Origin of the sequence: Natronosporangium hydrolyticum (genome assembly GCF_016925615.1) — a bacterium.
Taxonomy (GTDB): domain Bacteria; phylum Actinomycetota; class Actinomycetes; order Mycobacteriales; family Micromonosporaceae; genus Natronosporangium; species Natronosporangium hydrolyticum.
The window spans coordinates 2,973,977-2,995,094 of sequence record NZ_CP070499.1; the positions used below are offsets into that span (position 1 = coordinate 2,973,977).

The window sequence follows — 21,118 nt, forward strand, 5'->3', positions numbered from 1 at the left end:
GTCACGCCTCCGTCTCCGCGCGATCTTTCCGCAAGGCCTCGGCGAGATTCAACCCGCTGGTGATCACCCCGACATGGCTGAACGCCTGCGGAAAGTTGCCCAGGAAGGCACCGGTGGTGGGATCGATCTGCTCCGGCAGCAGCCCCAGCGGGTTGGCGCGGGCGCACAGCGACTCATAGAGCTGACCCGCCTCGTCGATCCGGCCCTGGCGAGTCCAGTTGTCGGCCAGCCAGAAACTACACAACAGGAAGGCGCCTTCATGGCCGGCGAGCCCGTCTGGGGAGTCGTCCACGAGATAGCGGTAGAGCAGGCCGTCGCCGGCGCCCAGCCGATCCACGACCGCCCGGGTGGTGGAGACCATCGCCGGATGCGCCCCCGAAATCACCTGCCGCAGCGGGAGCGCCAGCACGCTGGCGTCCAGCGCCGAGGATGCGCCGTCCTCGGGGCTGCCCAGCTGTTCGGTGATCGCTTCCTGCTTCGGGTCCCAGGCCTGCTCCAGGATCGCCCGTCGGATCGCGGTCGCCTCGCGTTCCCAGCCCGCCCGGTCGCCCGGCAGGTCCAGCTGGTCGGCGATCCGGGCCGCCCGCTCCAGCGCCACCTGGCACATCGCCACCGAGTACGTGAACGGCCGCGCGGCGCTGCGCACCTCCCAGATCCCGTGATCGGGCTGCTGCCAGCGTTCGCGGGCGAGGTTGGCCAGCCGTGCCAGCCACTGCCACAAGCCGGGGTCCAGCCCATAGCCGTTGGACACCCGCTGATGGGCACAGTCGAGGATCTCGCCGTAGACATCGTGCTGGGTCTGGTCGGCGGCGGCGTTGCCCCACCGGACCGGGTTTGAACCGCGGTAGCCGGCCAGCTCGGCGTCGATCCGTTCCCGGCTCGGCTGACCGCCGTCGAGGTCGTACAGCACCCGCGGCTCGCCTTCCCGGTCGACCATGTCGAGCACCCAGGACAGAAAGTGATCGGCCTCCGCCCCCAACCCCAGCTGGCGCAGGGCGTAGACCGAGAAGGCGGCGTCGCGGATCCACGTGAAGCGGTAGTCCCAGTTGCGTTCACCGCCGATCTCTTCCGGCAGCGACGAGGTGGGCGCCGCCACGATCGCGCCGTCCTCGGCGTAGTCGAGCATCTTGAGGGTGATCGCCGAGCGACGCACCAGCTCCGGTTGCGGCCCGTCGTACCTGATCCGTTCGGACCAGCGCTGCCAATCCCCGATGGTCGACGCCAACCGCTCGGCCGCCTCCGCCGCGTTGCTCGGGCCACCCTGGTCGAGGTCGAGGTTGAGGCTATGTTGCTGGTCCTTCCACCGCAGCCAGACGTACACCCGGTCGCCGGTGCGCAGCCGCCAGGTGGTCCGGGTACCCGCTAACGGCGCGGATGCCCCCACCTGCAGGGTCACGTCCGGGCACGCCGAGCTGTTGATCCGCAGGCCGCCCGCCGACCTGGCCACGTCGACCTGGCCGCGCGCCGACAGCACCAGTTCGACCTCCAGGTCGCCGTGCGGCACCTGCAACGCGCGCACCAGCTCACCTCGGCCGGCCGGCGCACCCGACAGGTCGGCACCGTCAGCGAGCACGAAGGCGTCGGTGACCGAGAGCACCCCGGTGTCGGTTTCGAACTCGGTGACCAGGACCCCGGTGTCGTCGAGGTAGTACTGGCGGGTGTGGGCCGGTGCGGTCGGGGCGATCCGCAGCACGCCTCCCCGCTCGTGGTCCAGCAGCCCGCAGAAGACCGGTGGGCTGTCGAACCGGGGCACACACAGCCAGGAGATCCCCCCGTCGCGGCCCACCAGACCCGCTCCCCGACCGTCGCCAATCAGTCCATGATCTTCGATTGGCAGGTATCCGTCACGTCGTCTCAGCGGAGCGAATCTGTTACTCATGCCGGGTTCCTACCCAGCATGATCGGCGACTAACCGTCCGACGCGACCGCCTCACCCGCCACAGTTGGCGACGGCACCACCACCGTGCCGGTGGCGACGGCAGCCACCAGCGGAGGTTCGAGCACCTGCGCGGCCGAGCCGCCCCGTTCCGGCTGGGCCCGGCACACCACCACGCAAGAGAATTCGATCGTCCGGCTGCGGTTGCCGACCCGGATGATCTGCCCCCGGGCCTCTACCACATCACCGGCGCGGACCGGCGCCCGGAACTGGACGTCGGCGTAGCTGGCGAACAGGCCCTCGTCACCATCGCCACGGATACACAGCTCGGTAGCGACGTCACCGAACAACCCGAGCAGGTAAGCACCGTCGACCAGCGCACCGCCGTAGTGGGCGTGGCCGTACGGCACGTACCGCCGGTGGGCCACCTGCAGTCCAACCCGGGCGCTCACGCCGCGGCCTTCCGCTGGGCCACCGCGAACACCAAGTAGCTGGCGACCTCCGCTGGCGTGGTGCCCCTTCCGAAGATCCGGTCAACGCCCAGCTCACCGGCCATCTCCTCGTCGAACCGTGGCCCCCCGGCGACCAGCAACGGCCGGCTGCGCTCGGGGAAACTGTCGCGAAAGGCCGCTGCCAGCTCCCGCACGTTGCGCAGGTGGGCATCCCGCTGGGTGACCACCTGCGACACCAGCACTGCGTCGGCCGCCTCGGCCCGAGCAGACGACACGAGCTCGTCGACGGTGACCTGGGCCCCGAGGTTGCTGACCTTCAGCTCCCGGTAATACTCCAACCCCTTCTCCCCCGCCACCCCCTTGAGATTGAGGATCGCGTCGATGCCGACAGTGTGAGCGTCGGTGCCGATGCATGCTCCCACCACCGACAGCCGGCGCCGCAGCAGCCGTTTCACCTCGGTGTTGATCTCCTTCGGATTCAGCAACGGGTACTCACGCTCCCTGACCTGCACCTGAGCGAGGTCGACCAGGTGGTTCACCCGGCCGTACACCACGAAGAAGGTGTGCGACTCCCCCAGCTGCCGGGTGTGCACCACCATCGCCGGGTCGATGCCCATCTTTCCCGCGAGCTGCCGGGCGGCCGCCTCCGCGCGGGCGTCGGCCGGCAGCGGCAGCGTGAAGCTCACCTGCACCATGCCGTCGCCGGTGGTGTCCCCGTACGGGCGGATGATCGTCGGCTCGGTCACGGCGTGGCCTCCAGGATGTCGGTGACCGGGTTGTAATAGTCGGGCTCGTGGGGCACCACGCCGTCGAGCCCCTTGCCCCGGTCCGGCGGTCGCTTCATGATCCCGAAGGTGCCGTCGGCGATCGCAGTCAGCAGGCCGGGAGCTCGCGGGTCGGCCCGGGTAGCACGGCCGGGAGCTCGCGGGTCGGCCCCCGTTTCGCCTTCGACGATCCGTTCCAGCAGCGCCACCGCCTCGGCGAGCACCTGGTTGGCCCGTTGTTGGATGAATCCGCCCGGCGCCGGGACGAAGTCCTCGTGCAGCGCGCCCGCCGCGCCGCGTACGTAGGAGACGTTCTGCAGCGCGATGTCCCGGTCCGACAGCCACGGGGTCACCACCGCCTCGGTCATCATGCCGACCAGCAGGATGTCCTGGCGGGTCAGCACGCCGGCGAGGTTGAAAAAGCCGTCGAGCAGGTTGCCCCGGAACACGTCCCCGGTCATGTGCTTAGTCGGCGGCATCCACTTCAACGGCGCCTTCGGGAACAGCTCCCGGGCGAGCAGCGCGTGCGCCAGCTCCAGCCGGAACGAGTCGGGCAGCGCCGGGTCGATCTCGAAGGCGTGGCCGAGCCCCAGCTGCCCGTCCGGCAACCCCGCCTCGTGCGCGAAGTACTCATTGAGCAGCTGGGAGACGGTGACCGTGTGGGCCGCCTCGACCGCGTCGGCGGTGGTGAGGTAGTTGTCCTCGCCAGTGTTGATCATGATGCCGGCGCGGGCGTGCACCTGCCGGGAAAACCGCTGGTCGACAAAGGTGCGGATCGGGTTGATGTCCCGGAACAGAATGCCGTACATCGAATCGTTGAGCATCATGTCCAGGCGTTCCAGACCGGCCAGCGCCGCGATCTCCGGCATGCACAGCCCCGACGCATAGTTGGTCAGCCGGACATACCGACGCAGCTCCGCGCTGACCTCGTCGAGCGCCGTCCGCATCAGCCGGAAATTCTCCGCGGTGGCGTAGGTGCCGGCGAAGCCCTCCCGGGTAGCCCCCTCCGGCACGTAGTCCAGCAACGACTGCCCGGTGGAGCGGATCACCGCGATCACGTCCGCGCCGGCCCTGGCCGCCGCCTTCGCCTGGACCATGTCCTCATAGATGTCGCCGGTGGCGACGATCAGGTACAGCCAAGGCCGCTGCGGTGGGTCACCGAAGCGTTTGACCAGGCGGTCCCGTTCCGCCCGCCGCCGGTCGATGCGCCGAACCCCGGCGGCCGCCGCCCGGTGCGCCGCCCGGCGGGCAGCGGTCGCCGCCCGGCCAGTGGGGACGGCAAAGTGCGCCGAACCGGCCGCCGCTTTCTGCGCCAACAGCTCCAGGTCCTGATGTCCGTCGCGCAACAGCGCGTCGAAGACCGGCAGCGCCACCCCGTGCCCCAGCCCCACCTCCGCGTCGACCGCCTCCACCAGCCGGTTCACCCACGGAATCCCCGCCGGGTCGGCGCCGGCCAACCCAGCCAGCCGCAGCACCGCCCGCTCTACCGACACGGTGGTATGGCTGCGGGCCAACGCGACCACGGGTTTGCCTGCACGGCGGGCCAGCTGCCGGCTCCGGCGTACCAGCGCCGGGTCCAGGTCGAGCAGCCGGTTCGGCCGGCTACGGGTACGGGCGGGCGGACGGCTGGTCACGGCTCCTCCTCGGCGTCGAAGATGGGCTCACCGCGCAGGACGGTGCGCCGGCAACGGGGCAACGGCGTCGGGTCCTGCGGACCCCGCTGAGCAAGGTCGTCAGCGAGCAGCTTCGGCAACGCCCCGGCCCGGCCGGCCGGGGTGTGCCACACCGCGAAGGTCGCCGGGGCGCCGGGCGAAAGCACCCCGTGGCGCTCCTGCCCGACCGCCCGCCACCCGCCGCGGGTATGCGCCGCAAAGGCCGCCTTCAGGCTCAGCCGTTGCGGCGGATTGTGATGCCAGATCGCGGCCCGCACCGTCCCCCACGGATCGAGCGGGGTTACCGGCGAATCCGATCCGAAGGTAAGCGGCACCCCGACCGCGTGCAGCGCCCCGAACGGATTCGCCGCCAGCGCTCGCGCCGGCCCGAGCCGCTGGGCGTAGAGCTGGTGCTCGCCGCCCCACAACCGGTCGAAGGCCGGCTGGACGCTGGCGATCACGCCGAACCCGACCAGCTGCGCGATCATCGCCCGGTCGACCAGCTCAACGTGCTCGATCCGGTGCCGGGCCGAGCGCAGCCGCGCCGTACCCAGCCGCTGCGCGGCACCGGCGAACCCGCTCAGCACTGTGGCCAGGGCGGCATCGCCGATAGCGTGGAAACCGCCCGCGATCCCCGCCCGGTGGCACGCCAGCAGGTGATCGCGGACCTGCTCCGGGTTGAGGTAGGCGTGACCGCAGCCGCCCTCGCCGTCGAGGTAGTCGCTGCGCAGCCGGGCGGTACGGGCACCCAGCGCGCCGTCGGCGAACAAGTCCCCGCCCGCCGCGAGCGCCCCCAACTGCTTCGCCTTCTCGGCCGCACCGAGTTCACCCCACAGCCCGTACACCTCTGGGCAGTCGCCCTCGGCCGCCCGGGTGAGCGCAGCGGTGAAGTCGGCCTCGGAGGAGATGCTGGGGCCACCGCATTCGTGCACCGCGGCGATCCCCTGGGCGGCCGCCCGGGTCAGCGCGGCCTGTTGCGCGGCCCGCCGTTGCGCCATCGTGACCGCCCCCAGCGCCACCGAACGCACCGCGTGGTGCGCCTCCTGCCGCACCCAGCCGCTCGGGTCGTACCCGGGGTGGCCGGCCGCCGCCGGCAGCAGCGCGCTCGAGGCGAGCGCCGAGTGCAGGCTCGCCTGGGCTGCGTAGACGAGCCGCCCGCCGGCGGCGCGGTCCAGCGCGATCGGATCGGGTGGGGTCGGGTCGTCCCAGGTGGACTCATCCCAGCCGTGGCCGAGTAGGACCGCACCGGCGGGCAGCGCGGCCGCCGCCGCGGCGACGGCGTCGAGCAGCTGCCCGGCCGACCGGGTACCGGACAGGTCGAGGCCGGTGCGCGCCAGCCCGGTATCGGTCAAGTGCACGTGGGCATCGACGAATGCGGGGGTGACCAGGGCGCCGTCGAGCTCGACCGTACGGTCGGCGGTGGGGGCCTCGGCGGCCGGGCCGAGCCAGGCCACCGTATCGCCCGCCACGAGCAGTGCGGTGGCGTCCGGATGGCTGGTGCTGTAGACCGGGCCGCCCCGGTAGAGCGTGGTCGGGCCGGTAGGTGTGGATTGCGGCTGCATGAGGCTCAGTCTGCCCGGATCCGGGCCTCGATGAGTTCCCGCGCGCCAGGTTCGCTCCGCAGCAGGGCCAGGGCGTGGTCGGCGTGGCCGGGGACGAAGCCGTTGCCGATCAGCATGGTGACGTCGGCGGCGAGCCCCTCCGCCCCCAGTGCGGCGGCGGTGAAGGAGGTGGCCATACCGAAGAAGATGACCGTGCCGCCGGACGCGGTGGCGAGGATGGCGCCGTGCTCGCAGCCGGAGGCGTCGACACAGACCACGGTGATGTCGGCACCGGCGCCGGCCAGCGCGCCGGTGACCGCCTCGGCGGTCGCGACCGGGTCGCGGGCGTCGGCGAGCACTACCGCATCGGCGAGCCCGGCAGCAGTGAGTCGCCGCTGTTCGGCGACGGTCGGCACCAACCCGACGGTGGCGGCGGCACCGGCGCGGCGGGCCGCGGCCAACGCCAACGCCCCGCTCTTGCCGGCGGCACCCAGCACCGCCACCGCCGGCCCCCCACCCCCTCGGCCGATCATGGACTTAGGTACCTCGTCGGCGCCGATTCCGGTCCCGAAACCCATGATCGACGCATCGGGGCGGGGGGCGGCGTACTGGCGGACCAGCCGATCGGTGAGCGCTGGCGCGCCGCAGACGTCGAGCACCGCCAGCGCCAGCGTCGGGTCCAGGTCGTCCGGCAGCACCGCCACGGCGGAACGCGCGAACAGGATCGCGTGGCCGGCGCAGGGCACCTGCTCGCTGCGGCCGTCCCAGTCGGCGAGGTCGTCGCTGATCGCCAGCGGAGTGAGGCTGAGCGAGACCAGAGTGGCGATCTGATCACCAGCCCGAAGCCCCAGCGGCGAGGCGGGCCCGACCGCGTCGACGGTGCCGATCAGCATCCCGCCGGAGCCGGTGACCGGGTTGTGCATCTTCCCCCGCTCGGTGATCCACTGCCGCACCTGGGCGCGGACCGCATCACCGTCACCGCCGTGGGCCTCCCGGAGCTGCCGGAAGCTGGCCGCGTCCAGGTTGAGCCGGTGCACGGAGACGCGCACCTCGTCGTCGCGGATCGTCGGATCCGGGTCAAGCCGCCAGGCGGCCTGGGGTAACACCCCAGGCGGCTCGACGACCCGATGCAGCCCGACCGGTGATCCCACTTTCTTCCTCCACGCGTCTAACCTAGCCGGAATATCTTCGGTACTGTAGCGAATGTGAAGGAGATATTACAGCATCTGAGGGAGGCGTAGGTGAGTCACGGACAGCCGTACGAAGCCCACCGGCGGCCACTGCGCGAGCCGGACTGGACCCGCTTCCCCGGATGGCGGGACGTCACCGCCGCCCAATGGCGCGATGCCCAGTGGCAGCGGGCGCACTGCGTCAAGAACCCCGGCCAGCTACGGGCTTTGCTCGGCGACCTGGTCGACGAGCGGTTCTACGCCGACCTGGTCGCCGACCAGCGCACCACCGCCACCATGTCGATGCTGCTCCCCCCGCAGATGATCAACACGATGGTGCCCGACGACCAGGTCAGCACCGAGGCGTTCTACGCCGACCCGATCCGGCGCTACATGCTCCCGGTCGCCTCCGACCGGCACCCGGAGTGGCCCAGCCACCCCTACGCCACCCGCGACTCGCTACACGAGCACGACATGTGGGTCGCCGAAGGGCTCACCCACCGCTACCCGACCAAGGTGCTCGCCGAACTTCTCTCCACCTGCCCGCAGTACTGCGGCCACTGCACCCGGATGGACCTGGTCGGCAACTCCACGCCCGCGGTACCGAAGCTCAAACTCGCCGGCAAGCCCACCGAACGCTACGACGCCCACATCGCGTACCTTCGCGACCACCCCGGGGTACGCGACGTGGTGGTCTCCGGCGGCGATGTCGCCAACGTTCCCTGGCCACACCTGGAGTCGTACCTGCTGCGACTGTTGGACACCGAGACGGTACGCGACATCCGGCTGGCGACGAAGGCGCTGATGGGCCTGCCGCAACACTGGCTGCAACCCCGGGTGGTGGAGGGGCTGGAGCGGGTCGCCGGCACCGCCCGCCGGCGCGGGGTGAACCTGGCGATCCACACCCACGTCAACCATGTCCAGTCGGTCACCCCGCTGGTGGCCGAGGCCGCCCAGACCGCGCTCGCGGTCGGGGTCCGCGACGTCCGCAACCAGGGGGTGCTGCTGCGCGGCGTAAATGACACCGCCGACGACCTGCTGGCGCTGTGCTTCGCGCTGCAGGGCGAGGCGAACATCCTCCCGTACTACTTCTACCTCTGCGACATGATCCCGAACGCCGAACACTGGCGGCTGCCGGTGTGGCGGGCGCAGCAGCTGCAGCACGAAATCATGGGCTGGCTACCCGGGTACGCAACCCCCCGGATCGTCTGCGACGTGCCGTTCGTCGGCAAGCGGTGGGTCCACATGGTCGCCGAGTACGACCGGGAGCATGGGATCTCGTACTGGACGAAGAACTACCGCACCACACTGGAGGCCGATGAGCCCGAGGTGCTGAGCCGGCGGTTCCCCTACTACGACCCGATCGACACCCTGCCGGGGTCGGGCCAACGCTGGTGGTCCAAGCAGCGCGCCACCAGCTCAGCCTGAACCGGCTCAGATCGGCGGGAGCGTGACCACGGTCGCCCTCGGACCGTCGTCGTCGAGGCAGGTCAGCGTGGCGTGGCCGCCGTGGACCTGGAGTCGCCCGGTGGACAGGTGGCAGCCGGCGCCCGGGGGCAGCGAGATCTCCTCGATGGCTTCCAACCCGTCACTGGCATCCCAAACCACCAGCGTGTCGGCCTCCCGATGCTCCACCAGCAACGGCCACGCCACCGCCAACGGATTGAGGCCATCCAGGCCCGGAGCCCGGCGCACCTCCGGGTCCGCGGGCGGCTGGCTGCCAAGCTCGGAGAGCACCCACCGCCCCGGCTCCGTGGTGGCGATGACCGGACCGGCGCCAGACTGCGGCGGTGAAACGAGGTAGGTGTGGCCGATCAGCCACTCACGCGGCAACACCGCCACCCGATCGCCGTCGCCGTCGCCGTCGCCGTCGCCGTCGCCGTCCAGCACGATAACCTCCACATCGTTCTCCGGAAGCTCCTCCCTGAGGTCACGGAGAACGACCGCAGCGATGAGGTCCGGCGCGAGCGCCCGGAAGCCGAGGACCCTGCAGTAGCAGGTGCGTAGCACCGTCTTGGCCGGGGCCAGTGACCAGCTCCGCGCTGGGCCGTCGGGGCCGAACCTGGTCAGATGGTCGTGAGTCCGGCACAGCGAGCCATGAAAGCTGACCAACATGTCGACGCCTATCGGTTGGGCAAGCGACTCAGGGACCACCACCGCCTCGGTATCACAGCTCGGCGGCACCGTCGCCCGCCAGCGGATCGCGCCGGTGGCCACCGCCATCCCGAGGATCTCGGACGGGTAGAGATCGGTCCCCTCGTGCGCCTGGATCACGACGGTTCGGGCCAGCTCCAGCCGGTTGGGAGGCCGGCGACTCGAGGCAGAGAAATCGAACCCGGTCGGCTGCTCCACCACCGACCACGACCGTGGCTCCGCCCCACGGGGCAGGATCTCGGTCACGCTCACCTGACCTTCGAAGTCGAGCACCACCACGGTCGACGAGAGCAGGACCAACACCGCCCGGTCTACCGGGTCGACCACCATGTCGTGGATCCGGCTACGAATCCGCCATTGCCACAGCTGCGCACCATCGTCGGCGCGCAGACCCAGCACACTACTCTCGATCCGGTCTTCGCCGACTTGCTCGACGGTCAACCCCACCACCAGGTCACCGGCGGGAACCGCCCGCTGCAGATCCTGCCGGACCCACGACTGGCCGCCGGCGCCGGCGACGAGCACCTCGGGGTCCTGTCGTGGCGGATCGAACACCTCGGCACTGACCACATGAGCGCGAGCGCGCTCCTTGGCCTGGCCGTGAGCCATCGAAGCCAACGGCCACCCGGCCGGCACGAGCAGCACGGCGAGCCCAGCGCCGAGCGCCATAGCGGGGACCCGGCGAGGTGGCTGCGACGGTCGCCACAGCGCCCGTTGTCGAGGCGCCCCCGCCGCCAACCAGTGTCGCTCCAACCGGAGCGACCGGCGAACCGACCAGTAGACAATCGCGGATCCCCCCACCAACGCGAGCAGAGCCGCCGCCGCCATCAGCGCAGGCGGCACCCCGGCGCCGTGGAAGAGTGCGAGGCCATCCCGCTCCGGGCCAGGCGGCAGCGCGAATCGATAACCCGCGACCCCCACTGCCCCCGCCGCCAGCAACCCGGAGCCCAACGCGATCCGCAGGTGCGGATAGACCGCGGGTCGGTCGCGGGTCGCCACCTTGAACCCCGTAGAGCGCGCATGCAGCAGCGCTGCGCCCACGGCACCGACAGTCAGGCCCGCTACCATCCACTCCCGCCAGAACCCGGCACCCAATCCGGACAGTCCCTCGCCGATCGCAACCGACACCGCGGCCAGCCACAGCGGCACAACCCCGACCGCCGCGGCGGCTACCAGCAGCGAGCCCAGACCGAGCCCGAAGGCGACGTGTTCGGCGGGTAGCCAGGCCTTGCCCACCACCGATGTGGGCACCGCCTCCGCCGGCTGCTCAACGTCGTCCACCTAGCACCACCTCCCCGGGCCGATCGCCCCCGACACCATACTCATTGGCGTCGACCCACTACCGTACGAGGTATGGCTATATGGACGCGCGCATGGTCGTTACTGGCCACCCCCGGCTGGGGACGTCGGGTCGCCAGCGGGGTCGTGGTGATGGCGCTCGCGATCAGCGGCGGCCTCTGGTGGCTCTGGCCGGAGCCGACCAATCCGGCGACCACCGACGCACCGCCGCCCGTGCCGATCGCCACGGCGCCACCGGACTTTCCCACCGAGCAGCTCTGGTATCAGACCAGCAGCGGCCAGGTGACCCTCGCGCCGGGCGGGTATGTCGTCTTCACCGGCCACACAGTGAGCGTACGAGACCTGTTCACGGGTGAGCTGCGCTGGGAATTCCAGCCTTCCGAGCCGGAGTCCGCGCGGATCGCGCTGCTCGGCACCGACCGGATGGTGGTCCAGTTCGGCCAGCGCCGGGGAGACCGGGGCCAGCTGGCGTTCCACATCCCGTCCGGTGAGCGACTCGACCTCGACGAGACCCGGGCGGCGATCGCGGAAGAACCGTCTGACGAGGAGCCGCCCGAGCTGGCGGACGCCTGTGGGCCGAAACTCGACAGCGCCCGGGTCGCTACGACCGTGGCGTGGATCGTGCTGTTGGATTGTGGCGACCATACCGACGCGATCGGGGTGACCTCGACTGGGCAGAGCCGGTGGCACAGCACCATACCGGTTGCCGCGGCGGAGTTCGCAGAGGTGATCGTCGCCGACACCGGACATGGGCTGGCCGTGGTCCAGGCCAGCGAACAGACCGCCGACTACACCGACGACCAGTTGTTCGCAGTGCCGCTCGACACCGGGGAGCCTGGGCCACCGGTGCCGGTGGGAGCGGAGTACTTCGGATCGTTGCTCGCCAACAACATTGCGGCGGTGCCGGAGGGTTTCTGCATCTGGGGTCGTCAGGCCGGCATTGGCTGCTACGACGCCGACACCGGTGAACGACGGTGGCACCGTGTCGGCGATCCGCTCGTCGTCGAGCGCTCCCCAGATGCGGTGGTGCTGACCGACCAGACGCTGCTGGTGATGTCCGACGACCGCCTCTCCCGGTGGATCGGTTACCGGCTCGCCGATGGCGAACCGCAGTTCGACCTGGACAAATTGTCACCTACCGAGCCCTGGGTGGCCCACTACGACGATGGTGTGCTGGCCATCGTCGGATACAACGGGGTTTATGGGTCCATGATCGTCGTCTACGGCGACGCCGCAACCAGGTGAGCATCCGACCGCGACTCCCGCCAGGCCATGCCTCGGTCGCCAACCGACCCGCGGGTGGGGCACCGGCGACCATGCCCTACCCGCGGGTCGGCCGGTTCAGGCGGACTGGGCGGTGTTGTAGACGGCCTGGCCTTCGCTGCCGAAGTACGGGCCGAACATCCGGTTGGGGAAGAAGATGTAGCCGAAGCTGTTGACCGAGTTCTGGATGCCGGTGCCGGTGCTCTCGTTGAAGCTACGGAACCACGGGCCGCCGCTGGAGCCGCCGGTCATGTTGCAGGTCATGCCGATAGCGGTGGTGAACAGCGGATCGTTGAAGGTGTTGCCGCTGCAGTAGATCAGCTGCGAACCGTTGTACGGCGAGGCGGCGGGGTAGCCGAACGCGTACATCGCCGCCCCCCGCGACTGGTTGAAGGCCACGCCCTGACCGCCGACCACATCAGTGAGCCGCTGGCCGCCGACCGTGCCGACCACCACCGCCCCGATGTCGAAGTTGATGTTCTCGCTGGCGTTCCACTGCGGGGTGATGAAGGTCTGCACCGCCGGCCAGGTGCCGTACGGGTCGTTGCCGTTGTGGTAGCCGGGCACGAACACCCAGTTGGTGTGGAAGCTGCCGTTCAGCTTGATGCAGTGCCCGGCGGTCATCACCGTGCTGCCGTTGGTGCTGGTCACCGCGTTGCCGGAGCAGGACGACGACTGGCCCTGGTAGGTGAAGAAGACCCGGCCGGCGGTCTGGGTGACCGCGCCGCCGGCGTTCCACGCCCCGCCGGAATGGGGGAACGCCAGCAGGCTGGCCTCGGCCGGCTCCGCCGCGACCGTCGGGGCGATCACCGTGGGCGCGCCGACCGTCGGGGCGGGGCCAGCCGGCGCATCGCCGACCAGGTCGCCGGCGAGCTCCGCAATCGGCACCGCGGCGCGCATCCGCTCGCTGGTCCAATGGTCCAGCACCGCGGCCTGCTGGTCGGCGGTGACCGCCGCCGGCTGGCCGACCGCTCCGGTGGGCGCCAGGGCGGGGTTGGCCTGCGCGGTGCTGGCACCGCTGACCAGCAGCAGTGCGCTGGCGGTGGCGGCGATCGCCGCCAGAATGGGGGTACGACGCATCGGGTCCTCACTTTTCCGGCCGGACACGGTAGCGGACGGCCATCGAGAGAAGTGACTGGGATGCTCTAAAAGTAGGAGGCCGCCCCGGACCGGGAAACGGGAGTTGCTCAGGAAAAACCCTTGATTCGCTGCTCGGTGGCGAAGGCGCCGGCCAGCTCCGCCCGAGACCGGACACCGCGTTTGCGGTAGATCCGGGTGAGGTGCGCCTCGACGGTCTTGACGCTGACCGATAACGCGCTCGCCACCTGCTGGTTGGTCGCCCCGGCGGTGACCAGCTCGGCGATCCGGTGCTCGATGGTGGTCAGCTCGCCACCCCCGGTGGGCTCCGGCGCCGCTAGCTCCGCCCGGGTGCGCTGCGCCCACGGTGCCGCTCCGGCCTGTTCGAAGATCGCCAAGGCGTCCCGGAACGCGGTCCGGGCGGCGGTGCGCCGACGCCGGCGCCGCTCCGCGACGCCCAGCGCGTAGAGGGTCCGGCCGTACTCCAGCGGCATGCCGGTCAGCTCGGCGGCGGCCAGGCGCAGCTGGCCGGCGGCGTGCGCGGCGTCGCCCTGGGCCAACAGCGACCAGGCTTCGGCCCGCGCCAGCGCCGCCAGCACGCTGCGGCGACGTAGCCGGCTCGCGGGCGGCCGGAAGGTGGCGAGCGCCGCGGCCGCCTCGGTGAGCTCCTGGTCGGCGACGAGCGCTTCGACGTGGTCGGCGTGCCAGCGAAACAGCGTCGGATCGAGCTCACCCATCCTTGCTTCGATCTGCGCCACTCGCCGAAGCGCCGCGACCGCGGTCGAGGTTTCGCCGGTCATCAGCGTCGCCAGCCCCAGTGCGTGCAGATTCCGCGAGAGCGAGAACTGGTCGCCGTCGGCGCTGGCGAGCGCGACTCCCCGCTCGGCCAGCGCCCGGGCCCGGTCCGGGTCACCGCCGACCGCCTCGGCCAACGCGGCGACCGACAGCACCGGCCCGGTGGACAGGTCGGCGTCCTCGACCAGCTGCAGGCTGCGGTGGGCGGCGGCGAGCGCGGGGCGGCACCGGCCGGCCCGCAGCTCGACCTCGGCGAGGTTGCGGAGCAGGGCTGCCAGGTCCTCGACCTGCCCGGCCGCTTCGGCCTGGGCGATCAACGGGGTCAACTCGGCGCGGGCCTCTTCGAACCGGTCCTGGTGCAGGTAGGAACGTGCCAGCAGATGCCGCGGCCCGTGGTAGGTCGGCGGGTGGGGCAGCTCACCGGCCAGCTGCTGCGCCCGGCCGATGGTGGCCGCGACCTCGGCCCTGCCCATCGAAAGCTCGGCGACCGCGCGCATGCACAGGACCCGCAGCAGCGTGTCTTGATCCTGCGCGGTCTCTGCTAGCTGCGCGCACCGGTCAGCCTCCGCCAGTGCCCGCGGCAGCTCCCCCTCCATCAGCGCCTTCGTCACCGCCCGGACCCGGATCTGCGCCTGCAGCCGAGGGCGGTCCCCGGCATCGGCGAGGGCCTGGGCGAGTAGTGGTTCGGCATGCGGCAGGGCCTGGCTGGTGGCGTCGAGCACCACCAGCCAGGCGGCAACCCGCTGGCGGGGGGCGGTGGCGTTGGCGAGTACTGACTCAGCCAGGTGCCGGGCCTGGTCGCACAGGCCGGCGGCGAGGGCGTCGGCGGCGGCCCGGAGAATCCGGTCACCCGCCCGGGCTGGCTGCGGGGTCCGGTCGGCCGCAGCCTGGGCCAGTTCGGCGGCGACCGCGGGCGCTCCGCGGCGGCGGGCCACCTGCGCTGCCCGGATCAGACTTCGCGCGACCGCCTCGTCGGGCCCGTGCGCCGCCCGCGCCCGGTGTCGGGCCCGCTCGATCGGGTCGGTGACGGCCGCGGCGAGCTGCGCGTGCGCCTGTTTCCGCCGGGTCGGCGGGGCGTCACCATAGACTGTGGCCGCCAGCAACGGGTGGGTGAAGCGCACCACACCGCCGTGGCTTACCTCCACGATGCCCAGCTCCGCGGCGGTGGCGAGGTGGGCCGATGCATGGCGACGGCCGGCTAGTCGTAGCAGCGCGCCGGTCGGCCGGGCAGCGGCGGCGACCAGTAGCAAGGTCTGCTGGGTGGCTGCGGGTACCGCGGTGAGCCGTTCCCGCATCAGCCCGCGGAGCCGGTCCGGCACCGGCAGCGGCTCCTCCGGGGCGGGCGGTTGCGGCAGCCGAGCGAGCGCCCGGACCAGCTCCAGCGCGAACAGCGGGTTACCGGCGCTGGTCGCGTGGATGCGCCGCAGCGTCGCCGGGGGCGGCACCACCCCGAGCTGGTCGATGAGGAGTTCTCGCAGCACCGCGAGTGAGAGCGGCGGCAGTGACAGCTGATGCACCGGCGGGGGGCAGACCGGTGGGGCGTGCGGCGAGGCAAGCGCGCCGTCCGGGCGGTCGGGGTCGGCGGTCAGCGGCGCTGCGGCCACAGTACCCGCGGCGGCAGCGGATGCGGAACGTTGCGAGACCAGGGCCCGCACCGGGGCGTCACCGACGCGACGGGCGATGAACGCCAGTACCTGTTCGCTGGCCGGATCAAGCCATTGCAGATCGTCGATTACCAACAGGAGCGGTCGGCGTCGGGCGACGACTCGGCACAGCTGCCGGGCGGCGAGCCGGATCACCAACTGCTGCGCCTGGTCGCCAGGGGGCACGGCGCCGTGGCGTACCGCCGCCAGGGACGCCTGCCAGGATGGGGTGAGCTGCGCCCAGGCCGGGTCGCCGTCGAGCCCGGCGAGGAGGTCGATCAGGGCGAGGAAGGGCAGTCCGGTCTCGGCCTCCACCGGTGCGCACCGCAGTACCCGGTCCCCGGCATCGGCGGCCCGGCGCGCGAGCGCGTCGAGCACGGTGGACTTGCCCGCACCCGCCGGACCGGTCACCACAACGCTGTGGTCGTCACGCAGCTGTTTCCAGGCCCGCGCGAGCAACTCCTCCCGCCCCACCGCCCCGGTTGCGCTCACTGTCGCCTCCTTGCTCCTCAACCCACCTTCACCCACCTGGCCGGGGCAGGCAACTCCACCGGCCGGTCGCGACCGTCCGACTGGTCGGGTGGTTACCGGGTACGGCGGCGCCGCTGCAGGTACTGCACCGCCGGCACCACCGCCAACGTCAACAGCGCGTAGCCGCCGAACGGCACCGCGAGCACCGTCGCCACCGCTATCACCGCCACCGCGGCGAGCGCACGGTGGCGGTACTGCCGCAGCACGCCGGTGTGCTCGGGCGACCACAGCGACCGGCGGTGGTAGACCCAGGCGGCGAGGGCCAGATTGGCCAGTGCCACATAGAGCAGGTTGCCCAGGTAGAAAACGGCGGCGCCGGTCGGGTCGCCGGCCTCGAAGGTGAGCACGGCGGTGGGCACCGGCAGGAAGACCACCCCCAACAGCCACAGTCCGTTCAGCGTGAGTAGCCGTTCGTCGAGGCGCTGCACCGGCTCGAAGAGCCGCCGGTGCGCCCGCCAGAACGTCATCACCACGAAGAACGAGACGACGAAGGCGAGCAGGTCGTCGCCGTGCCCGTCCACGAGCTCCGGCAACGGCGTCTGCGGGGCGCTGTGCACCACCTCCACCAGCGGTAGCACCAGCAGCGTGAGGGCGATCGCCACCGCCGCGTCGGTGAAGGCGGTGGTGCGGTCCAGCGGGCGAGAGTCCACACCCTGCTAACGGCCCCGGCACCCACGTAGGGTACGAGTCATGATCCATCGCGAACCGTCCTCATGCCGCCGTCGCCTCCTCCCGGCCCACCGGCGGGGTGGCTCCTCGTGACCGGACCGACCCCGACTTCGCTAATGCGGCTCGTCACCGGCTTCTGGGGATTCAAGACGCTCGCGGCCGCCCTCGAGCTGGAACTGTTCGCCACCCTCGCGGGCGGCCGTATCCGCAGCGCGGCCGAGTTGGGTGCGGAGCTGGGACTGCCCGAGCGGGCCACCGACGTGCTGCTCGCCGCCTGCGCGTCGCTCGGTCTGCTAGAGCGGGCCGGCGATGGGTACCGCAACACACCGCAGGCCGAGCAGTTCCTGGTGCCGGGGCAGCGGTACTACTTCGGCGACCAGGTGCGCCACGCTGACCGTCGCGCCGGTGCCTGGCAGCGGCTGACCGAGGCGTTGCGCACCGACCAGCCCGCGAGCTGGGAGGCGGGTTCGCAGGACTCGGTCTTCGACACCGACGATCCGCAGTTCCTGGGGAGCTTCTGGGAGGCGATGCACTCCACCTCCAGCTTCACCGCTGCCCGGCTCGCCGAAGCGTACGACTTCAGCCCACACACCCGCCTGCTCGATGTCGGCGGCGGCTCCGGTGCGTGCGCGATCGAGCTCTGCCGTCGCTACCCGTCGCTCCGGGCCACCATCTACGACTTGCCCGTGGCGTGCCGGGTCGCCGACGAAAAGATCGCCGAATCGGGTCTCGGCGGCCGGATCGACGCCGTGCGCGGGGATTTCCGCAGCGATCCGGCGCTGCCGCCGGGGTATGACGCGATTCTACTCAGCAGCATCCTGCACGACTGGGATGAGCCGACCGGCCGGGCGCTGCTCCGGCTGTGCCATGCCGCGCTGCCGGCCGGCGGCGTCGTGGTCATCTCGGAGCTGCTGCTCAATCCGGAGCGTACCGGACCTGCCGACGCCGCACTGATGGGAATGAACATGCTAGTCAACACCGAAGGTGGCCGAAACTACTCCGAGACCGAGTACTCCCAGTGGCTACGGGAGACCGGGTTCGGCGAGGTGACGGTGGTCCGCTTCGACGCCCCGGGGGCCAATGGTGCGGTGCTCGGAGTGAAGCAGTGACCGGCGGTCCGGGCACCCGCCCGCTGTTGATCACCGGCGGCCATATCGTCTCCCTGCACCCGGAGGTTGGCGACCTCCCCAGCGGCGACCTCAGGATCGAACACGGGGTGATCACCGCGGTCGGCGAACAGCTGCCCACCGGCGACGCCGAGGTCATCGACGCCCGCGACATGCTGGTGCTGCCCGGCATGGTCGACACCCATACCCACCTGTGGGAGTCGCTGTTCCGGGGTCGGGTCTCGGAGTCATGGGGCGGTGAGTACTTCGCCACCATCCCCCCGTTGGGCAGCTGGTTGTCCCCCGAGGACACCTATCTGGGCACCTACCTCGGCGCGGTCGAGCTACTGGCGAACGGCGTCACCGCGGTCCTCGACTACAGCCACGCGCTGCTCTCCCCGGCGCACGCCGACGCCGCTGTGGCGGCGCTACGGGCCGCGGGGATCCGCGCCCGGTTCGGCTACGACCTGGCCGGGCGGGACCCGGCCGGAAACGGCGAGCTGGGCCCCTCCCAGGCGCGATTCCCGGACCTGGAGCGCATCGCCGCGGAGCTCACCGGCGACGAGCTGGTCCAGCTGGCGGTGTGCATGAGCGGAGTCGCACCGGAGCACATGGCGACCACAGTGGCCGAGGTCGGTTTCGCCCGGTCGCTCGGAGCCCCGCTCACCTACCACAACAATACCGGCGGCGAGGTGGAGCTGTTGGCCCGAGCCGGGGTGCTCGGGCCGGATCTGCTGCCGGCGCACGGCAACCTGACCACCGACACCGACCTGGACCTACTCGCCAGCTGCGGCGGTTTCCTCTCCACCCAACCAGAGGCGGAGACCTACTCCGGGCGGCGGCCGTACAGCATGGTCGGGCGGGCCCACCATCGGGGCGTCCGGGTGGCGCTGGGAGTGGACCTGCCGCCGCTGGTGAACCCGGCCATCCTGCCGCAGATGCGGCTGCTCTACCTGCTTCAGCGCTACCTCGACGGTGCACAGGAACGGGCCGAGGGGCAGGTGCCGGTGGCGCGCCGCCCCGGCTCACCCCGGCTCAGCGCCCGGGAAGTGCTCCGGGCCGGGACCGTGCACGGCGCCGCCGCGCTGGGCTGGGCGGAGAGCGTCGGTCCGTTGGCCCCCGGATTCGCCGCCGACCTAGTGCTGCTCGACATCGGCCGGTTCGGCCCGGCCGAGGGCGACCCGGCCGCGCAGGTGGTGCTCGGCAGCCACCTCGGGGAGATAGACACCGTCATTGTGGGCGGTGAGCTCCGGAAGCGGGCCGGCCGGCTGCTCGGGGTGGACCTGCCCGCCATGGCCGCGAAGCGGCTCGCCGCCCGGGACCGGGTGCTGGCCGCCGCCGGCAACCCGCCACCCGCTCGGCAATGGTGGGGCTGGGTGGATCCGACTGGCCAGCAAGCCGGCCCATAAACCGACATTGCCCCGTATCACCACCGCCGGTAACGTCGGTGGCCGTTCTACGAGCCGACCCTTGGAGACACTGTGACTGCATCGGCCCCTGCCGACACGTACGCCTTCGACAACGACGACGTGGAGTCGGTCGACCGGCATCAGTTCCTCGCCGCCATGCTGGACGAATTCACCCGCGCCCGGTTGTCCCGGGTGGGCGACCTGTCGGGCGCACGCTGCCTAGAGATCGGCGCCGGCGGCGGAAGCATCGCTCGCTGGCTGGGCGACCAGGTCGGACCGACCGGCCGGGTGCTGGCGACCGACCTCAACACCCGGCTGCTGCCCGAGCACCCCGGCTACACGCGCCAGCAGCACGATCTGACCACCGAACCGGTGCCGGAAGGCCCGTGGGACCTCATCCACGCCCGGCTGGTGCTGGCCCACATCCCCAGCCGCCGAGAGATCTTCGGCCGGCTGGTGGAAGCCCTCGCTCCGGGTGGTGCGCTGGTGATCCAGGAGTGGGACGGCACCCCCGGCGACTGGGCGATCGCCGCCCCGGACCAAGCGGCGGTCTCGCTGCTCACCGACTACCAGCGGGCAGTGGGCCGGCGGCTACAGGCGCACGGGCTGGACTACACCTGGGCCCGGGAACTGCACGGCGCCATGCTGGCGGCGGGCATGGTCGATGTGGACACCGAGGTGCACGCCCGGGCGTGGCCCGGCGGCACGCCAGGAGCGCTGCTGCTCACGGTCACCCTGGACCAGCTGCGCGACGAACTGCTCGGGGAAGGTTTCACCGCTGAACAGCTGGACCGGGTCCGCGAACTGACCAGGGACCCGCGGCTAGTGTGGCGGGGGTTGCTGACCTACTCCACGATCGGACGCCGCCCGGCCTAGCCACCGGCCGCGGCGGGGCGGGGCGGTCAGCCGCCGACCCGCCCCGCTGCGGCGGTGGGTTCGTGATCTGCCATCAACAGCTCGTGGAGTTCCGCGCTGAGCTGCGCGACCTCTTCCTGGTGGGCGTTGTGGCCGAGGGTACGCGGGCGGGGGATGCGAATCTCCAACGTGCGCAGGATCCGGCCGGGGCGGGGCGTCAGGACCACCACCCGATCGGCCAACAACACCGCCTCACTGATCGAGTGGGTGACGAAGAGGATGGTGGCGGCGTTGTCCATGTGGATCCGCTGCAGCTCAGCGGAGAGCTCCTCCCTGGTCAACGCGTCCAACGCCGAGAACGGCTCGTCCATCAACAACGCTCGCGGTTCGGTGAGCAGCGACCGGCACAAGGCCACCCGCTGCTGCATCCCGCCGGAGAGCTCATGCGGCAACCGCTTGTGAAAACCGTCCAGACCGACCTTGGACAGCAGCGCCATCGCCCGGTCCCGGTAGGCGGACTTACGCCAGCCGAAGAACTCGATCGGCAACATCACGTTGTCGTAGACCGATCGCCACGGCAGCAGCGCCGGCCGCTGGAAGACCATACCGAGGTCACGGCGGGGACGGTCGACCAGCGCATCGTCCACATACACTTCGCCGCGGGTCGGGTTCAGCAGGCCGGCGACCATCCGGAGCAGCGTGGACTTGCCGCACCCGGAACGTCCCACCACCGCCACGAACTCGCCTTCACCGACCTCGAGGTCGATGTCGCGAAGCGCCTCGACGGCGCCGGCACGACCCTGGAAGGTCTGCGAAATATTGACCAATCGGATCATGTCGCCCTACTCCCGCTCGAACCCGCC

16 protein-coding genes are annotated in these 21,118 nt (G+C 71.3%); 5 read left to right on the forward strand and 11 right to left on the reverse strand.

The genetic code is table 11. The features are described 5' to 3' along the window. Position 1 precedes the first annotated feature (1 nt). From JQS43_RS13200 to kdd, 6 genes are read right to left on the reverse strand one after another with little or no spacing between them, the layout of a single operon-like run. The gene (locus tag JQS43_RS13200) at positions 2-1,879 is read right to left on the reverse strand and encodes a glycoside hydrolase family 15 protein (RefSeq protein WP_275580888.1); all 1,878 of its coding nucleotides are present in this window, start codon (positions 1,877-1,879) and stop codon (positions 2-4) included. A 29-nt stretch (positions 1,880-1,908) separates the two neighbouring features. After that, positions 1,909-2,328 carry a 3-aminobutyryl-CoA ammonia lyase gene (gene kal, locus JQS43_RS13205; RefSeq protein WP_239674691.1) on the reverse strand — a complete coding sequence of 140 codons (420 nt, stop codon included), beginning with the start codon at positions 2,326-2,328 and terminating at the stop codon, positions 1,909-1,911. Further along, a complete protein-coding gene (kamE, locus tag JQS43_RS13210; protein ID WP_275580889.1) occupies positions 2,325-3,074 on the reverse strand; it encodes a lysine 5,6-aminomutase subunit beta in 750 nt (249 codons plus the stop codon). The genes kal and kamE overlap by 4 nt, the downstream gene beginning before the upstream one ends. After that, positions 3,071-4,681 carry a lysine 5,6-aminomutase subunit alpha gene (gene kamD / locus JQS43_RS13215; protein ID WP_239679426.1) on the reverse strand — a complete coding sequence of 537 codons (1,611 nt, stop codon included), beginning with the start codon at positions 4,679-4,681 and terminating at the stop codon, positions 3,071-3,073. The genes kamE and kamD overlap by 4 nt, the downstream gene beginning before the upstream one ends. Before the next feature lie 41 nt (positions 4,682-4,722). Next, complete coding sequence (locus tag JQS43_RS13220) at positions 4,723-6,306, reverse strand: amidohydrolase (protein ID WP_239674692.1); 1,584 nt, start codon at positions 6,304-6,306, stop codon at positions 4,723-4,725. A 5-nt stretch (positions 6,307-6,311) separates the two neighbouring features. Continuing rightward, the gene (gene kdd / locus JQS43_RS13225; RefSeq protein ID WP_239674693.1) at positions 6,312-7,436 is read right to left on the reverse strand and encodes an L-erythro-3,5-diaminohexanoate dehydrogenase; all 1,125 of its coding nucleotides are present in this window, start codon (positions 7,434-7,436) and stop codon (positions 6,312-6,314) included. A gap of 90 nt (positions 7,437-7,526) precedes the next feature. Here kdd and JQS43_RS13230 point away from each other — a divergent pair, with 90 nt between their 5' ends. Beyond that, a complete protein-coding gene (locus JQS43_RS13230) occupies positions 7,527-8,882 on the forward strand; it encodes a KamA family radical SAM protein (protein WP_239674694.1) in 1,356 nt (451 codons plus the stop codon). A 6-nt stretch (positions 8,883-8,888) separates the two neighbouring features. On the opposite strand, the gene JQS43_RS13235 is transcribed toward JQS43_RS13230, so the two are convergent. Beyond that, positions 8,889-10,889, reverse strand: coding sequence for a hypothetical protein (locus tag JQS43_RS13235; RefSeq protein ID WP_239674695.1), 2,001 nt, complete (start codon positions 10,887-10,889; stop codon positions 8,889-8,891). 72 nt (positions 10,890-10,961) lie between these two features. On the opposite strand from JQS43_RS13235, the gene JQS43_RS13240 reads away from it, so the two are divergent. Next, entirely contained in the window at positions 10,962-12,152 is a 1,191-nt protein-coding gene (locus JQS43_RS13240; RefSeq protein WP_239674696.1) for a PQQ-binding-like beta-propeller repeat protein, read from the forward strand. A 96-nt stretch (positions 12,153-12,248) separates the two neighbouring features. Here JQS43_RS13240 and JQS43_RS13245 read toward each other — a convergent pair whose 3' ends face one another. The 3 genes from JQS43_RS13245 to JQS43_RS13255 all read right to left on the reverse strand — a co-directional run bounded on the left by JQS43_RS13245 (position 12,249) and on the right by JQS43_RS13255 (position 16,866). Continuing rightward, on the reverse strand, positions 12,249-13,250 hold the full coding sequence (locus JQS43_RS13245; RefSeq protein WP_239674697.1) for a trypsin-like serine peptidase: 1,002 nt from the start codon (positions 13,248-13,250) through the stop codon (positions 12,249-12,251). Between the two features lie 107 nt (positions 13,251-13,357). Further along, positions 13,358-16,177, reverse strand: coding sequence for an ATP-binding protein (locus tag JQS43_RS13250; RefSeq protein ID WP_239674698.1), 2,820 nt, complete (start codon positions 16,175-16,177; stop codon positions 13,358-13,360). Positions 16,178-16,269: 92 nt separating this feature from the next. Further along, on the reverse strand, positions 16,270-16,866 hold the full coding sequence (locus JQS43_RS13255) for a TMEM175 family protein (RefSeq protein ID WP_239674699.1): 597 nt from the start codon (positions 16,864-16,866) through the stop codon (positions 16,270-16,272). Positions 16,867-17,001: 135 nt separating this feature from the next. On the opposite strand from JQS43_RS13255, the gene JQS43_RS13260 reads away from it, so the two are divergent. The 3 genes from JQS43_RS13260 to JQS43_RS13270 all read left to right on the forward strand — a co-directional run bounded on the left by JQS43_RS13260 (position 17,002) and on the right by JQS43_RS13270 (position 20,276). Further along, on the forward strand, positions 17,002-17,994 hold the full coding sequence (locus JQS43_RS13260) for a methyltransferase (protein ID WP_338037182.1): 993 nt from the start codon (positions 17,002-17,004) through the stop codon (positions 17,992-17,994). Further along, the gene (locus JQS43_RS13265) at positions 17,991-19,400 is read left to right on the forward strand and encodes an amidohydrolase family protein (protein WP_239674701.1); all 1,410 of its coding nucleotides are present in this window, start codon (positions 17,991-17,993) and stop codon (positions 19,398-19,400) included. The genes JQS43_RS13260 and JQS43_RS13265 overlap by 4 nt, the downstream gene beginning before the upstream one ends. A 72-nt stretch (positions 19,401-19,472) precedes the next feature. Beyond that, positions 19,473-20,276 (forward strand): class I SAM-dependent methyltransferase, encoded by an 804-nt coding sequence (locus tag JQS43_RS13270; protein ID WP_239674702.1) that lies wholly within the window; start codon positions 19,473-19,475, stop codon positions 20,274-20,276. Positions 20,277-20,302: 26 nt separating this feature from the next. Here the strand turns inward: JQS43_RS13270 and JQS43_RS13275 are convergent, their stop codons facing one another. Next, positions 20,303-21,091, reverse strand: coding sequence for an ABC transporter ATP-binding protein (locus JQS43_RS13275; protein ID WP_239674703.1), 789 nt, complete (start codon positions 21,089-21,091; stop codon positions 20,303-20,305). Positions 21,092-21,118: the final 27 nt, after the last annotated feature.

Coding starts and splice junctions, on each gene's coding strand:
- JQS43_RS13200 (WP_275580888.1), bottom strand. CDS start 1,879: ATGAGTAACAGATTCGCTCCGCTGAGACGACGTGACGGATACCTGCCA.
- JQS43_RS13220 (WP_239674692.1), bottom strand. CDS start 6,306: ATGCAGCCGCAATCCACACCTACCGGCCCGACCACGCTCTACCGGGGC.
- JQS43_RS13240 (WP_239674696.1), top strand. CDS start 10,962: ATGGCTATATGGACGCGCGCATGGTCGTTACTGGCCACCCCCGGCTGG.
- JQS43_RS13245 (WP_239674697.1), bottom strand. CDS start 13,250: ATGCGTCGTACCCCCATTCTGGCGGCGATCGCCGCCACCGCCAGCGCA.
- JQS43_RS13260 (WP_338037182.1), top strand. CDS start 17,002: ATGCGGCTCGTCACCGGCTTCTGGGGATTCAAGACGCTCGCGGCCGCC.
- JQS43_RS13275 (WP_239674703.1), bottom strand. CDS start 21,091: ATGATCCGATTGGTCAATATTTCGCAGACCTTCCAGGGTCGTGCCGGC.